At 65.0% G+C, this 13,014-nt stretch carries 15 protein-coding genes; 3 read left to right on the top strand and 12 right to left on the bottom strand.

Annotation, left to right across the window (positions count from 1 at the left end; genetic code table 11):
• Nucleotides 1–40 precede the first annotated feature (40 nt).
• The 9 genes from QMK22_RS07725 to nirD all read right to left on the bottom strand — a co-directional run bounded on the left by QMK22_RS07725 (nucleotide 41) and on the right by nirD (nucleotide 6,515).
• A complete protein-coding gene (locus QMK22_RS07725) occupies nucleotides 41–1,513 on the bottom strand; it encodes a glyceraldehyde-3-phosphate dehydrogenase (RefSeq protein WP_283497032.1) in 1,473 nt (490 codons plus the stop codon).
• A gap of 60 nt (nucleotides 1,514–1,573) precedes the next feature.
• The gene (locus QMK22_RS07720; RefSeq protein WP_022886464.1) at nucleotides 1,574–1,897 is read right to left on the bottom strand and encodes a DUF2469 family protein; all 324 of its coding nucleotides are present in this window, start codon (nucleotides 1,895–1,897) and stop codon (nucleotides 1,574–1,576) included.
• 12 nt (nucleotides 1,898–1,909) lie between these two features.
• Entirely contained in the window at nucleotides 1,910–2,554 is a 645-nt protein-coding gene (gene rnhB / locus QMK22_RS07715; protein ID WP_283497031.1) for a ribonuclease HII, read from the bottom strand.
• A complete protein-coding gene (lepB, locus tag QMK22_RS07710) occupies nucleotides 2,554–3,336 on the bottom strand; it encodes a signal peptidase I (RefSeq protein ID WP_283497030.1) in 783 nt (260 codons plus the stop codon). The genes rnhB and lepB overlap by 1 nt, the downstream gene beginning before the upstream one ends.
• An 81-nt stretch (nucleotides 3,337–3,417) precedes the next feature.
• Nucleotides 3,418–3,759 (bottom strand): 50S ribosomal protein L19, encoded by a 342-nt coding sequence (gene rplS, locus QMK22_RS07705; RefSeq protein ID WP_283497029.1) that lies wholly within the window; start codon nucleotides 3,757–3,759, stop codon nucleotides 3,418–3,420.
• Between the two features lie 189 nt (nucleotides 3,760–3,948).
• On the bottom strand, nucleotides 3,949–4,506 hold the full coding sequence (locus tag QMK22_RS07700) for an MFS transporter (RefSeq protein WP_283497028.1): 558 nt from the start codon (nucleotides 4,504–4,506) through the stop codon (nucleotides 3,949–3,951).
• Nucleotides 4,507–4,515: 9 nt separating this feature from the next.
• Nucleotides 4,516–5,286, bottom strand: a complete 771-nt coding sequence (gene trmD, locus QMK22_RS07695) for a tRNA (guanosine(37)-N1)-methyltransferase TrmD (protein WP_283497027.1) — start codon at nucleotides 5,284–5,286, stop codon at nucleotides 4,516–4,518.
• Between the two features lie 9 nt (nucleotides 5,287–5,295).
• Nucleotides 5,296–6,105: a sirohydrochlorin chelatase gene (locus QMK22_RS07690; protein WP_283497026.1), complete on the bottom strand. Its 810-nt coding sequence runs from the start codon at nucleotides 6,103–6,105 to the stop codon at nucleotides 5,296–5,298.
• The gene (gene nirD / locus QMK22_RS07685; RefSeq protein WP_283497025.1) at nucleotides 6,102–6,515 is read right to left on the bottom strand and encodes a nitrite reductase small subunit NirD; all 414 of its coding nucleotides are present in this window, start codon (nucleotides 6,513–6,515) and stop codon (nucleotides 6,102–6,104) included. Before nirD ends, QMK22_RS07690 begins: the two co-directional genes overlap by 4 nt.
• 227 nt (nucleotides 6,516–6,742) lie before the next feature.
• Between nirD and nirB the strand changes: the two genes are divergently transcribed.
• Genes nirB through QMK22_RS07670 form a run of 3 tightly spaced genes read left to right on the top strand, consistent with a single transcriptional unit; the run spans nucleotide 6,743 to nucleotide 11,473 of the window.
• The gene (gene nirB / locus QMK22_RS07680; RefSeq protein WP_283497024.1) at nucleotides 6,743–9,424 is read left to right on the top strand and encodes a nitrite reductase large subunit NirB; all 2,682 of its coding nucleotides are present in this window, start codon (nucleotides 6,743–6,745) and stop codon (nucleotides 9,422–9,424) included.
• Between the two features lie 4 nt (nucleotides 9,425–9,428).
• Nucleotides 9,429–10,283 carry a uroporphyrinogen-III C-methyltransferase gene (cobA, locus tag QMK22_RS07675; RefSeq protein ID WP_283497023.1) on the top strand — a complete coding sequence of 285 codons (855 nt, stop codon included), beginning with the start codon at nucleotides 9,429–9,431 and terminating at the stop codon, nucleotides 10,281–10,283.
• Nucleotides 10,283–11,473, top strand: a complete 1,191-nt coding sequence (locus QMK22_RS07670) for a uroporphyrinogen-III synthase (RefSeq protein ID WP_283497022.1) — start codon at nucleotides 10,283–10,285, stop codon at nucleotides 11,471–11,473. Before cobA ends, QMK22_RS07670 begins: the two co-directional genes overlap by 1 nt.
• Nucleotides 11,474–11,646: 173 nt before the next feature.
• Here QMK22_RS07670 and rimM read toward each other — a convergent pair whose 3' ends face one another.
• The 3 genes from rimM to rpsP are packed head-to-tail and all read right to left on the bottom strand — an operon-like array spanning nucleotide 11,647 to nucleotide 12,946.
• Entirely contained in the window at nucleotides 11,647–12,345 is a 699-nt protein-coding gene (gene rimM, locus QMK22_RS07665; RefSeq protein ID WP_502857271.1) for a ribosome maturation factor RimM, read from the bottom strand.
• The gene (locus QMK22_RS07660; RefSeq protein ID WP_035879344.1) at nucleotides 12,302–12,538 is read right to left on the bottom strand and encodes an RNA-binding protein; all 237 of its coding nucleotides are present in this window, start codon (nucleotides 12,536–12,538) and stop codon (nucleotides 12,302–12,304) included. Before QMK22_RS07660 ends, rimM begins: the two co-directional genes overlap by 44 nt.
• Nucleotides 12,539–12,541: 3 nt before the next feature.
• Complete coding sequence (gene rpsP / locus QMK22_RS07655) at nucleotides 12,542–12,946, bottom strand: 30S ribosomal protein S16 (protein ID WP_283497020.1); 405 nt, start codon at nucleotides 12,944–12,946, stop codon at nucleotides 12,542–12,544.
• Between the last annotated feature and the right edge of the window lie 68 nt (nucleotides 12,947–13,014).

Here is a 13,014-nt window from a genome sequence, read left to right as displayed (position 1 = left end):
CATGGGCCCAGTTTCCGGGCCCGGGCCCGGTCGGGGTTCGCTAGGCGACGGGCTCGAGGGTTTCGGCGAGAATGGCCGGGAAGATCGGCGCGTGCACGCCGGACATCTCCTCGAGCACCCGAATCACCTGGCAGCTGTAACCGTATTCGTTGTCGTACCAGACGTAAAGAATGGCCTTCTGGTCGGTAACGATGGTGGCGAGACCATCGACGATTCCGGCGCGACGTGAGCCGAGGAAGTCGCTCGAGACCACTTCGGGCGAGTCGATAAAGTCAATCTGTCGGTGCAACGAGGAGTGCAGCGACATGGTGCGCAGGTACGTGTTCAGCTCGTCCTTGTCGGTCGAGCTGGCGAGGTTGAGGTTGAGAATCGCCATCGACACATCGGGGGTGGGCACACGGATCGCGTTGCCGGTGAGCTTACCGGACAGCTCGGGCAGGGCCTTGGCCACGGCCTTGGCCGCGCCCGTCTCGGCGATGACCATGTTGAGCACTGCCGAGCGGCCGCGCCGGTCGCCGGAGTGAAAGTTGTCGATGAGGTTTTGGTCGTTGGTGAACGAGTGCACCGTTTCGACGTGGCCGTCGATGATTCCGAACCGGTCGTTGACGGCCTTGAGCACCGGGGTGATCGCGTTTGTCGTGCAGGACGCCGCGGTGATGATGCGGTCGGTCGGGAGGATGTCAGTGTGGTTGATGCCGTGCACAATGTTCTTCAGCGCGCCCTTGCCCGGCGCGGTCAGCAGCACCCGGGCAACACCGGGGCACTTCAGATGCTGAGACAGCCCTTCCTCGTCGCGCCACTTTCCGGTGTTGTCGACGACGATGGCGTCGTGGATGCCGTATTGCGTGTAGTCGACGCTGGCCGGGTCGCCGGAGTAGATCACCTGAATCAGCGTGCCGTTGGCGAGGATGGTGTTGTTCTCCTCGTCGATGGTGATCGTTCCCTCGAACGGGCCGTGCACCGAGTCGCGACGCAACAGGCTCGCGCGCTTGACCAGGTCGTTCTCCGAACCGCGGCGCACCACAATGGCGCGCAGGCGCAGGCCTTGGCCACCACCGGCGTGTTCGACCAGGATGCGCGCGAGCAGCCGGCCGATCCGGCCGAAACCGTAGAGCACGACGTCGGTGCTCGAGCGATCGTCGAGCCCGTGCTGGTCCACGACGTCGGCGAGTTCGGCGCGCAGGTATTCCTCGAGGGTGACGCGGTCGTTCTGCTCGCGAAAGCCGAGGGCGAGGCGGGCCAGGTCAATCGACGCGGCACCGAGGTTGAGGCTGCTCAGGGTCTGCAGAATCGGGAGGGTCTCGTCGAGCGGAAGCTCGACATCCGCTATGTGACGGGCGAAACGATGTGCTTTAAGCAGTCCGACGACCGACTTGTTCACCAGGCCACGCCCGTAGACACTCGTCACAACGGTGTGGTCCCGGTAGAGGCGCCCGATCAGGGGAATCATCGCCTCGGCGAGAGCCTCGCGGTTGCTCCATGTTGCACGGGCACGATCAGCGTCCTGGATCACAGGGTTGCCTTCCTAAACCTTCGTCAGCAGTCCGGCCACCCGAGGCCCCGGATTTGTTCTTTATTCGTCGAGCGCAAGTTCCTTGGGAAGTTCGAAATCTTTCGACGCGAGCTCTTCCACGTTGACGTCTTTGAAGGTCAGCACCCGCACCGATTTCACGAATCGGTCGGAGCGGTAGACGTCCCAGACCCAGACGTCCTTCATGGTCAGTTCGAAGTAGAAGTCGTGTTCCGTATCGCGGCGCACCAATTCAACCTCGTTCGCGAGGTAGAAGCGCCGTTCGGTTTCGACGACGTACTGGAATTGACCGACTACGTCTCGATATTCCCGGTACAGGGCCAACTCGACCTCGCGGTCGTAGTCCTCGAATTCGTCTTCTTCCATGGTGATCCCATCTTACGCTGAGATCTTGAGCCACGATTTGCGGTGTAAGGGGCTCGGCCCGAGCAGGTCGATCGCACTCATGTGCGCGGCGCTGCCGTACCCCTTGTTCGACACCCAACCGTAGCCGGGTGTTTCTTCGTGCGCGGCAATCATGAGCCGGTCGCGATGCACCTTTGCAATAACGGATGCCGCCGCCACCGACCCACAGTCCCGGTCGGCCTTGATGCGGGTCACGACGTTCAACGGGGTGACGAGCGCCTTATTCAGCCAGTCATCGCTGCCGTCCAGCAGCACGATGCTGCCGGCCACGTCCACGCCCTGGGCGTACAGCTCGGCGAGGGCACGTTTACCCGCCAGCCCGAGGCACGCGATGATACCCAGCTCATCGACCTCGGCAGCCGAAGCGAGTCCGACAGCCGAGAAAGTCGCCCAGGCCACCGCGACGGGCGCCAGAAGTTCCCGCCGAGGCTCGCTGAGCATCTTCGAATCGCGGAGCCCGGGCGGCAGCGGCTGAACGGATGCGTCCACCGCGGCAAATCCCACGGCCACCGGCCCGGCGAGGGCGCCACGGCCGACCTCGTCACATCCGATGATGAAACGAGCGCCGGTGCGGAGCAGGTCGAGCTCCACCTCGAGGGTAGGGTCGGATACCGCCACTATTGGGCAGCCTCGTCGGCTTGCTCCACATCGCGGAACACGTCGGGGTAGTCGTCGAGCCAGGACCAGTGGGCCAGCGGCCAGCTCACAACGAGTGCCCGCCCGACCACGTTCTCGATCGGCACGTAACCCTTGCCCACCGTGTCGCCGTTGTAACGAGAATCCTTGGAGTTATACCGGTTGTCCCCCATCATCCAAAGGGAGTCGGCGGGGATGGTGACGTCGAAGTCATCCTTGGAGACCTTGGTTTCGCCGGTCGGCAACAGCACGTAATCCGACTCGTCGAGTGGAACGTCGTTCACGCTCATCTGGCCAAGAGCGTTGCAGCAGACGACGTGGTCGCCGGGCAGTCCGATGGCGCGTTTGATGAGGTGGTCGTTACTGTCAGGCGCGGACAGACCCACGACGGAGAGGAGCCAATCGGCACCGGCCACGATCGGGTTTTGCACAATGTCAGTCTGGGGCAGCAGCCATCCGCCGGGATCTTTGAACACGAGCACGTCGCCGCGCGCGATGGGGATCAGACCGGGTTCGAGCTGGTTCACGATGATGCGGTCGTTGATCTGCAGGGTATTCTCCATCGACCCGGAGGGGATGTAGAACGAGCGGATCAAGAAGGTTTTGATCAGGAAAGAGATCAGGAGCGCGACCACAAAAATGATGAGGAGGTCACGAATAAACAGCAAGACGCTGCGCTTTTTGCTGGGCGTCTTTTTAGTGCGGACTTTCTTCGACCCTGAAACCCGACGTTCGGACCTGGAGGCGAGCGCTTCATCTGTCATTAAACCCCCTGAGCTCCCCATCAGTTTAGGTGATGGGGAGCTCAGGGAAGAATCCGCTTGGATCTTGGGTCGGCGCGAAAGTTAGCGCTTTTCCTTGATCTTGGCCTTCTTGCCACGCAGGTCGCGCAGGTAGTACAGCTTCGCGCGACGAACGTCGCCTCGGGTCACGATCTCGATGTGGTCGATGACCGGGGAGTGCACCGGGAAGGTACGCTCGACGCCGCGCTGAAAGCTGACCTTGCGAACGCAGAACGTTTCGCGCACGCCTTCGCCGGAGCGGCCGATGACGACTCCCTGGAAGACCTGGATACGAGAGCGGGTTCCCTCAATGATGTTGACGTGAACCTTGACGGTGTCGCCGGCACGGAAGTCAGGAATGTTCTGCTTCAGCGATGGGGCGTCTACCGCGTCGAGAATATGCATGTTGTTTCGCTCTCTGTACCCGCCACAGGTCGACTACGCTATGTGCTTCATTCGAAGCAATCAGTATGAGAATGTGCGCCGCTTGGTGCAGGCTCCCCTGTGGCAGAGTCCTGCAGCGGCACAATGTCCTATTCTGCCATGAACTCGGCCCGGCTGCCAAGTTGAGCCGGCCGTCAGCGTGCGGTGCCGCTACGGCCGGTCGCGTTTTTCTTCGATGACGATCACTTCGGGAGCATCACGGCCAAACGGCGGCGCCGATCGACGTTGATTCGGGCGAGCCCGATCCGGCCGATTTTGATGCGGCAGCGGATGCTGCGGCGCGGTCGGAGCCGCGGGGCCGCGCGCCGTCTGCTCGACCAGGTCGACCATTTCACGCACGCGACGTCGGGCGGCGTCGAAGAGCTCCCAAACGGCGAACCAGAAGACCGCCAGTCCGCCGATTATGACGAGCACGCTGAGCCAGCCGGCGGCATCCGTTGAGAATGGGATGGCAATGATGAGAGCGTGCCAGAGGGTGAGAACGCCCACGTCGGCGAAGGAGACGGCGCGCATCTCGCGTACCTCTTTGCGCGCAAATATGACCAGTGCCACCAGGAGCAGCCCGAGGCCGATGAGTACGGCACCGAAGAAGATGCCCAACACGGCCCAGGCTCCCGATCCAAAGATCGAGGAGCCGACAAGGAGCCAGAGCGGCAGGGCTCCGGCGGCAATGAATTGCCAGTGGTAGAAGGCGCGGCGGATGATCACACGGGTAGTTTATCGACGGGGGCTGGTACTTGCCTTGGCGTTCGCTGGAGGCAGAAGGTGCGTAGCGGTCGGGTCGGCGGCCAGCAGGTCGGGGCGCACCCGCTCGGTGCGTTCGATCTGCTGCTGGTGGCGCCAGGTGCTGATGGCGCCGTGGTTCCCGCTGAGCAACACCGGCGGCACATCGAGGCCGCGCCAGCTGGCCGGTTTGGTGTAGCTGGGGTATTCCAGCAGTCCGTCTTCGTGGGATTCCTCGACGAGGCTTTCCGGGTTGCCGACGACACCGGGAATGAGCCGCCCGATCGCCTCAATCATGGCCATGACGGCCACTTCTCCCCCGTTGAGCACGTAGTCGCCGAGGCTGACCAGGCGCACCCGACCGCGCGACTCGTAGTGGTCGACGACACGCTGGTCGATGCCCTCATAGCGGCCGCACCCAAACACGAGGTGCTGCTCGAGCGACAGTTCGCGGGCCATGGCCTGCGTGAACTGGTCGCCGGCCGGTGACGGAAAGATGATGATGGGCCCGGCCTGATCGGCAGCGGTCGACTCGCTCGCACCGAGAATGGCGTCGAGGGCGTCACCCCACGGTTCGGGCTTCATGACCATGCCAGCGCCGCCGCCGTACGGAGTGTCGTCGACCGAGTGGTGCCGGTCATGGGTGTGATCGCGCAGGTTGTGCACGCCCAATTCGATCAATCCGCTCTGGCGCGCCTTGCCCAGCAGCGACAGATCGAGCACATCGAAGAATTCGGGAAATATGGTGACAATATCGATGCGCATGGTCAAATTCTAGAAGAGTCCGGCGTGCTCTTTCGCCTCGAGGTAGCGGTCGATGACCAAATCGACCAGCGGGGCGGGTGCCGTCTCCCCCGGCACGAGCAGCGGTGCGGTAACCAGCAGGGCGCCGGCGCCCTGCGTGCGCGTGAGGTCAAAGAAGAACCCGGGTGCCATGAGATAGGTGCTCACGGTCACGTGATCGCTGCGCAGGCGCGCCTCGGCTACGGCGCAGGCCAGTCGGGGCGTGGCTGCGGAGAGAAAGCCCACCGTGACGCGCACGCCGAGGCGGTGTTCAAGCAGCGCGCTCACCGTGCGGCAGTCGTCCACGGCACGTTCGTCGCTGGAGCCCGCGGCGGCGAGCACCACCTCCTGACCGGGACCGGAGAAGAAACCGGCCGCGCGCAGCCGATGCTCGAGCACGTCGATGAGTCGATCGTCGGGGCCGAGGGCCCGGGAGAGCGTTGTCACGCGGTCGTGCGCGCGGGTCTCCCGATGAAGGTCGACGTGCACGTGATACCCGGCGGAAAGCAGGAGGGGCACAACGACCGCGGCGGAATCGGGGCGGACCGCGCCCAGGCTCGCGGCGACATCCGGTTGTTGCACGTCCACAAAACCACCGGTCACCGCCAGTTCGGGGCGGGCGTACGCGACGGCGTCGACGAGCGCGGCGATGGCCGCCTGACCGTCGACCGAATTGGTGCCGTGCGAGATGGCAACGAGCGCGGCGGGAAGCGGCGTGTGCCGAAGCACGCTGTCGCTATCGACGGTGAAGCTATCGACGCCGGGTCGGCTCGCGCTGAGTCGTTCCTCGAGGAGGGTCATGACGCCTCGAACAATCCAGTTTCGATCGCGACCTCGAGGTAACCGGCGATGACGCGTGTTTCATAGGTGCGCAGCACGAGTGTCGGGTCGGTAAAGCATTCTCCGGTGCCGAGGTCGTAGACCTGTTTGTGCAACGGCGAGGCGATGGTGGGGCGGTCGCCCTTGGAACCGACGATGCCACGAGCCATGACATTCGCTTCGGTGTGCGGGTCACGGTGATCGACGGCGTAGATCTCGGTGGGTGAGAGTAGAAAGAGGGCGATCTGCTTCATCCGGATGAGGGCCGCTTCGCCCCAGCTCGGCTCGAGGTCGGCGACGGCACAGGCCCGCTCCCAGCTGAGGGCGGGGCGCCGCAGCAACCCGGCGGTGTGGGCGTCAGCGGTGTATGAGCCGGCAATGGTCGTCGTCATGGTGCACTCCCGGGGCGTTCGTTTGGTGGGCATTCGCGGTTGCGTTGTTCCACGGTAAGCGGGCCGCATTTCGGCCAGTCGCCCCCCATGTTTCTTGATGGTGAAACCTGCCTCACAGCGGGGGTGCACCGCTGTGTGGCTTTCGACCAGCCCGGGACACACGAGCGACACGAGGGGGAAACTGCCCCAAACTACGCTCATGCTTGCCCCGCTCTGAAAGGATTCTGATGCCAGCTTCTCGTGAAACCGCTTCCGCGTATTCTGCCGCAGACCCCACCGCATCCGCTGTGGCTGCGACACACGCCGTCACATCAGTGCGGTCTGCAGCAGCGGCACCGCGCCGTATCGTCGTGGTCGGCGGCGGGCCCGCCGCGCACCGCCTGACCGACGCCCTGCACTCACGCGACACCGAGAAGACGCTCTCGATCGTTGTTCTGGCCGAGGAAAACCACCGGCCCTACGACCGGGTCGCATTGAGCCGGCGTCTGGCCGGCCTGGTCGACCTCACGCTGGGACCGACCGTCCCGTGGGACAGCGCGAGCATCGCGCTACGCATCAACGAACGCGCGGTGTCCATCGATCCGATCAACCACACCGTCACGACGTCGACCGGTGCCGTACTCGACTATGACGACCTGGTGCTCGCGACCGGGTCGAGCGCCCCCGTTCCCACGATGCCCGGACAGGAACACATTCGGGTGTACCGCACCGTCGACGACGTTGACGCCCTCGTTGACGAACTCGCCGCCCTCACCGAGACGCTGGGGCGCGCACCGCGCGTGGTGGTGGCCGGCGGCGGGCTGCTCGGCCTCGAAGCGGCCGGCGGACTGCACACGCTCGGTGCGGAGGCGGCGATCGTGCACTCCGGCGGCTGGCTCATGTCGGCGCAACTCGATGAGGGCGGCGGACAGGCACTAGGCCGTCTGATCATCGCCCAGGGCATCGAGTTGCACCTCGGCACCCGGGCCCGCACCATCCTCACCGACGACAGCGGTTCCCGCGTCACCGGCCTGCAATTGGGCAACGGCCGCGAGATCGGCGCCGACATGGTCGTCTACGCGATCGGCATCGCGCCGCGCGACGAGTTGGCGCGTGACGCCGGACTGAGCCGGGGCACCCACGGCGGTGTCACCATCGGCAACGACTGCCGCACGAGCGACCCGAGCATCTGGGCGATCGGCGAGGTCGCCAGTTGGAACGACCGCTGCGTTGGCCTCGTCGCTCCGGCCAACGCCATGGCCGAGGTCGTCGCCGACCGCCTGCTCGGCGGCACAGCCGAGTTCACGACCGTCGACGACGCCACCAAACTCAAACTCTCCGGTGTGGACGTCGCCAGTTTCGGTGACGCCGTCGCCAGCACCCCCGGATCGCTCGAGATCGTTTACGCAGACCCGGCCCGCGGGCTGTACCAGAAGCTCGTCATGACCGACGACGCCAAGACCCTGCTCGGCGGCATATTCGTCGGCGACGCCACCCCCTATTCGGCACTTCGCCCGCTGGTTGGTCGCGAACTCAGCAGTGCACCCGCCGCCTATCTCTCCGCGGCCGGCACCGACGCTCCGGGAGGCGATGAACTACCCGACGACGCCCTGGTGTGCTCGTGCAACATGGTCTCCGCCGGCACTGTGCGCAGCGCCGTCCGCGGCGATGACCACACGGATGCCTGCACCGAACTGGGCGCGCTGAAGACCTGCACACGGGCTGGTAGCCAGTGTGGTTCGTGCGTGCCGCTGGTCAAGAAGATCCTCGAGGCCGAGCTGACGGCATCCGGTCAAACCGTCTCGCACGCCCTGTGCGAGCACTTCGCATTGAGCCGGCAGGAACTCTTCGAATCGGTGCGGGTGCTCGGGCTCACCGGCAGCGACGAGATCTTCTCCCGATTCGGCACCGGCCGCGGCTGTGACGTGTGCAAACCCGCTGTAGCATCGATCCTGGCCAGCCAGAACACCTCCTATATTCTTGATTCCGGCCGTGGCACCCTGCAGGACACCAACGACCGGGCCATGGCGAATATGCAGAAAGACGGTACCTATTCGGTCGTTCCGCGCATTCCGGGCGGCGAGATCACGCCCATCAAACTCGCGGTGATTGCGCAGGTCGCGCTCGACTTCGACCTCTACACCAAGATCACCGGCGGGCAGCGCATCGACCTGTTCGGCGCCCGGCTGGAGCAGCTGCCCGATATTTGGCGCATCCTCGTTGATGCCGGGTTCGAGTCGGGGCAGGCGTACGGCAAGGCGTTGCGCAACGTGAAGTCGTGCGTAGGGTCAACCTGGTGCCGCTTCGGCGTTCAGGATGCCGTCGGCCTCGCCATCCGACTCGAGTTGCGTTACCGCGGGCTGCGCGCGCCGCACAAATTCAAGTTCGGTGTGTCGGGCTGCGCCCGGGAGTGTGCCGAAGCGCGCGCCAAGGACGTGGGCATCATCGCGAGCGACAACGGCTGGAACATGTACGTCGGCGGTAACGGCGGATTCCAACCCGCACACGGCCAGTTGCTCGCGACCGACCTCGACGAAGACACCCTGATCCGCTACATCGACCGCTACCTGATGTACTACATCCGCACGGCCGATCGCATGCAGCGCACCGCCCGCTGGATGGACGATCTCGAGGGCGGCCTCGAGCACGTTCGCGACGTCGTCATCGACGATTCGCTCGGCTTCGCCGAGGAGCTGGAACAGGCCATGCTCGCCCACGTCGACAATTACGAAGACGAGTGGGCCGCGACGCTGGCCGACCCCGGGCGTCTGCGCCGGTTCCGCTCTTTTGTGAACGCGCCGGCCGAACCGGACCCGAGCATCGCCCGCGTTACGGAACGTGACCAAATCCGGCCGGCGACCCCGGCCGAACGGGCCTCGTCGAGTACTGTGCTCCTAAGTGGAAGCCGCATCCCCGTTCGAAAAGAGTAAGCAGATGACCGCCCCCAGTTCCCCGATGGCCGGCCCGGTCACAGCCCCATCCGTCACGGCCGGCACTGTCACCGCCGGCACTGTCACGGCCGGCACCGTCACCCTTGTCGGCGGTGGCCCCGGCGCCACCGACCTACTGACCGTTGCCGCCGCACACGCCCTGAAGCAAGCGGATGTCGTGTTATTTGACCGCCTCGCACCCAGCGACGATCTCGCCGCACTCGCGCCAGCGGCCACCCTCATCGACGTTGGCAAACGCGCTGGCAGCCACCCGGTCTCACAAACCGGCATCGAAGAACTCATGATCGAACATGCCCTCGCCGGCAAACGCGTGGTGCGGCTGAAGGGCGGCGATCCCTACGTGTTCGGCCGGGGCAGCGAGGAAGTACTCGCCTGCCATCGCAACGGCATTGCGGTGACCGTCATTTCCGGCGTCACGAGCGCGATCGCCGTGCCGGCCGCCGCCGGCATTCCGCTGACCCACCGCGGCATCAGCCACGCCTTCACCGTGATCAGCGGCCACGCGCCGCTCACCGACAAGGAACTGGCGGGACTCACCCTGCTCGGCAGCACTATCGTCGTGCTGATGGGCGTTGGCACATTGCCAACCCTCACCCAGGGCCTGTTGCGGCACGGCATGCCGGCCGATCTGGCGGTCGCCATCATTGAACGCGGTTTCAGCGCCGACCAGCGCACGACGGTGAGCACCCTGTCAACGGTCCTAGCCGATGCCACGGCAGCCGGCGTGCGCAGCCCCGCCGTACTCGTTATCGGTCAGGTCGTCCGCCTTGCTTTCAGCGGTGACGCCTCCGCCGAAGATCTGCTGGCCCGAGCGGTCGCTGAAGCAGCGAGCGGCTGATGCCGGAAGAGAACGACACCCCCGATCTGCGCGCCACCCATGTACGCCGGCCTGGAGCCACCGAGCCGATCGAGGTCGCCGCCCCGTTCCTGCAGCCCAACCAACTGGAAGGGTTTCGCATCGGAGTGACCAGCGATCGGCGCTCCAGCGACCTGATCGATGCTTTTGAGCGGCGCGGTGCCCGAGTGGTGCACGCACCCACCCTGCGCATCGCGCACTCCCAACAGGACGGCCCCCTGCTCGACGACACCCGCATCATCATCGCCGCGCGACCCGATATTCTGCTCGCGACCACCGGTTACGGCGTGCGGCGCTGGTTCGAGGTGGCCGAGGCTGACGGCATCGGCTCCGATCTCACCGACGCGCTGGCCGACACCACGATCCTGGTTCGCGGACCGAAAGCACGCGGAGGCATTCGCGCTACCGGGCTGAACGACGCCGGCATGAGCGATTCAGAAACAACCGCTTCGCTCGTCGACAAGGTTTTGGCCGAGTACCCGCCCGGCCTCACCGTCGGTATCCAGGTTCACGGAGCCACCGATGAAATGCAGCTCGACCGGCTGCGCGCCGTGCACCAACGTGTTCTCGTTGTCGCGCCGTACCGGTGGATCGCCGTCGACGACACCGACGAGCGTGTCTACAAACTGGTCGAGGCCATCTGTGCCCGCCAGTTGGACTGTGTCACGTTCACGAGCGCGCCGGCCGTGCACGCACTGTTCACCGCGGCCGAAGGCATGGAGGTCTACCCCGCACTGATTGCGGCGCTGCACACACAGGTGTGTGCAGCCGCCGTCGGCCCGGTGACCAGCGCCCCGCTGATCGCGGCCGGAATCACCCCGATTCAACCGACCCGGTTTCGCATGGGGGCCCTGATCCGGCTGGTCTGCGAGCACCTGGAGCAGAACATGATCGAGCGGGTTGAGACCCAAAACGGGCTGGTACAGCTGCGCGGCTCGGTGGTGCAGATCGGCGAGGAACGCGTGCAACTGCCGCCGACCGCGCTCGCCATCCTGCGCGCTCTCGTGCGGGCACGCGGCGCAGTCGTTTCCCGCGAAGATCTCACCCTGGCGCTGGCCGGCGACTCCGACGATCACGCCATGGAGGTTTCGCTGAGCCGGCTGCGGCAGACGCTCGGCGTTCCCGGGCTCGTGGCGACCGTGGTGAAACGCGGCTACCGCCTCAACGTCTAGGTTCCGACGCCGCTTCCGACTGGTACCTCGCGCTGCGCGGGAGCTGCGCCGGTACGCGGGAGCTTGCGCGTGGCCGGAACTCCCGCGCCACGCGTCGCGCTGGAACTGTGCCGCTGCGCGGGAGTTTCAACTCCCGCGCAGCGGCACAAGCCCCGCGCGCCGTGAATGGAGCGTCAGGGGCGGTCGGTCTCGACAGCGGATGCGGCAGCATCCGTTTCAAGCACAGAGTCCGTTTCCGGCTCGGCGTGCGTCATTTCGACGTCGGCGGGGTCCTCGGGCAGCTCTTCGAGCAGGCCGGGCGGCGGCGTGATCGTGACCACGCCGTTCTTCACGTCAACGCTAGGCACGATGGCCTTCACGAAGGGGATCATGACATCGCCGGTAGGCGTTTTCACGATCAACAGGTCTTGGGCCGGCATGTGCTCGAGGCGACCGATGGTGCCGATACGCACACCGTCACGCACCACGGCGAGGCCGACCAGCTGGTGGTCATACCAAGCGTCTTCTTCATCTGACTGCTCGGCGACGTCCGCGTCGATCCAAAGGATCGCTTTGGCAAGCGTTTCTGCCGCGCTGCGGTCGACAACATCCTTGAAAAAACCGACCGCGTGCTGGTTGTACCAACGCAGCTCGACGAGTTCAATCGTCTTGCCGTGCCAGGCCGAACCGGTCGGAACCTGCAGGGTGAACACGGCGCCCGGGACGAAACGTCGTCCCGGGTCATCCGTGAACAGTTCAAGCTTGATTGCTCCCTTGAGGCCATGAGCCTTGGTCAGGCGCCCCACCCGTAATTGCTGGGTGCGGTCCTTCTCGCTGTCGTCCACGGATCTAGAAATCAGTGTCGACGACGTCGACGCGAACGCGTCGACCATCGGCCAGAGCTGCAACGAGGGTGCGCAGGGCCTTGGCGGTGCGACCCGCACGACCAATGACCCGGCCGAGGTCCTCGGGGTTCACCCGAACCTCGAGCACCTCGCCTCGCGGCGAGTTCTTTTCTGCAACGTGCACATCGTCGGGGTGATCAACGATCCCCTTGACGAGGTGTTCGAGCGCGGGAGCAAGCAACAGTTACGCCTCTTCGGTTGCTTCGGCAGCAACCTCGGGGGCCTTGGCGACCGGCTTCTCGACCTTGGGCTTGAGAACCGGCTTCTTCTTCTCGTCAGCGACGAAAGCAGCCTTCGGTTCCTTCACCTTGACGGTGCTCTTGGCGTTCTTGTCGCCCTTGAAGATGCCCCAGTCGCCCGTGAGCTTGAGGAGTGCAGCAACCTGCTCGGTCGGCTGAGCGCCGACGCTGAGCCAGTACTGCGCACGCTCGGACTTGACCTCGATGACCGAGGGCTCCTCCGTGGGGTGGTAGATGCCGATTTCTTCGATGACACGACCGTCGCGCTTGGTGCGCGCGTCGGCAACGACAATGCGGTAGTACGGTGCACGGATCTTGCCCATGCGCTTCAGACGGATTTTGACAGCCACAATTCTCCAGTGTTGATTCGGTGTTTGGCGAACCTTGGGCCGTGAGCGTGGGGGCACACTCGGCATAA

Origin of the sequence: Cryobacterium sp. PH29-G1 (assembly GCF_030063365.1) — a bacterium.
Taxonomy (GTDB): domain Bacteria; phylum Actinomycetota; class Actinomycetes; order Actinomycetales; family Microbacteriaceae; genus Cryobacterium.
The sequence above is the reverse complement of the archived record's forward strand: the minus strand, read 5'-3'. Positions and strand labels throughout refer to the sequence as shown.

Coding starts and splice junctions, on each gene's coding strand:
- QMK22_RS07720 (WP_022886464.1), bottom strand. CDS start 1,897: ATGGAAGAAGACGAATTCGAGGACTACGACCGCGAGGTCGAGTTGGCC.
- lepB (WP_283497030.1), bottom strand. CDS start 3,336: ATGACAGATGAAGCGCTCGCCTCCAGGTCCGAACGTCGGGTTTCAGGG.
- rplS (WP_283497029.1), bottom strand. CDS start 3,759: ATGCATATTCTCGACGCGGTAGACGCCCCATCGCTGAAGCAGAACATT.
- trmD (WP_283497027.1), bottom strand. CDS start 5,286: ATGCGCATCGATATTGTCACCATATTTCCCGAATTCTTCGATGTGCTC.
- QMK22_RS07690 (WP_283497026.1), bottom strand. CDS start 6,105: ATGACCCTCCTCGAGGAACGACTCAGCGCGAGCCGACCCGGCGTCGAT.
- nirD (WP_283497025.1), bottom strand. CDS start 6,515: ATGACGACGACCATTGCCGGCTCATACACCGCTGACGCCCACACCGCC.
- nirB (WP_283497024.1), top strand. CDS start 6,743: ATGCCAGCTTCTCGTGAAACCGCTTCCGCGTATTCTGCCGCAGACCCC.
- cobA (WP_283497023.1), top strand. CDS start 9,429: ATGACCGCCCCCAGTTCCCCGATGGCCGGCCCGGTCACAGCCCCATCC.
- QMK22_RS07670 (WP_283497022.1), top strand. CDS start 10,283: ATGCCGGAAGAGAACGACACCCCCGATCTGCGCGCCACCCATGTACGC.
- rimM (WP_502857271.1), bottom strand. CDS start 12,345: ATGGTCGACGCGTTCGCGTCGACGTCGTCGACACTGATTTCTAGATCC.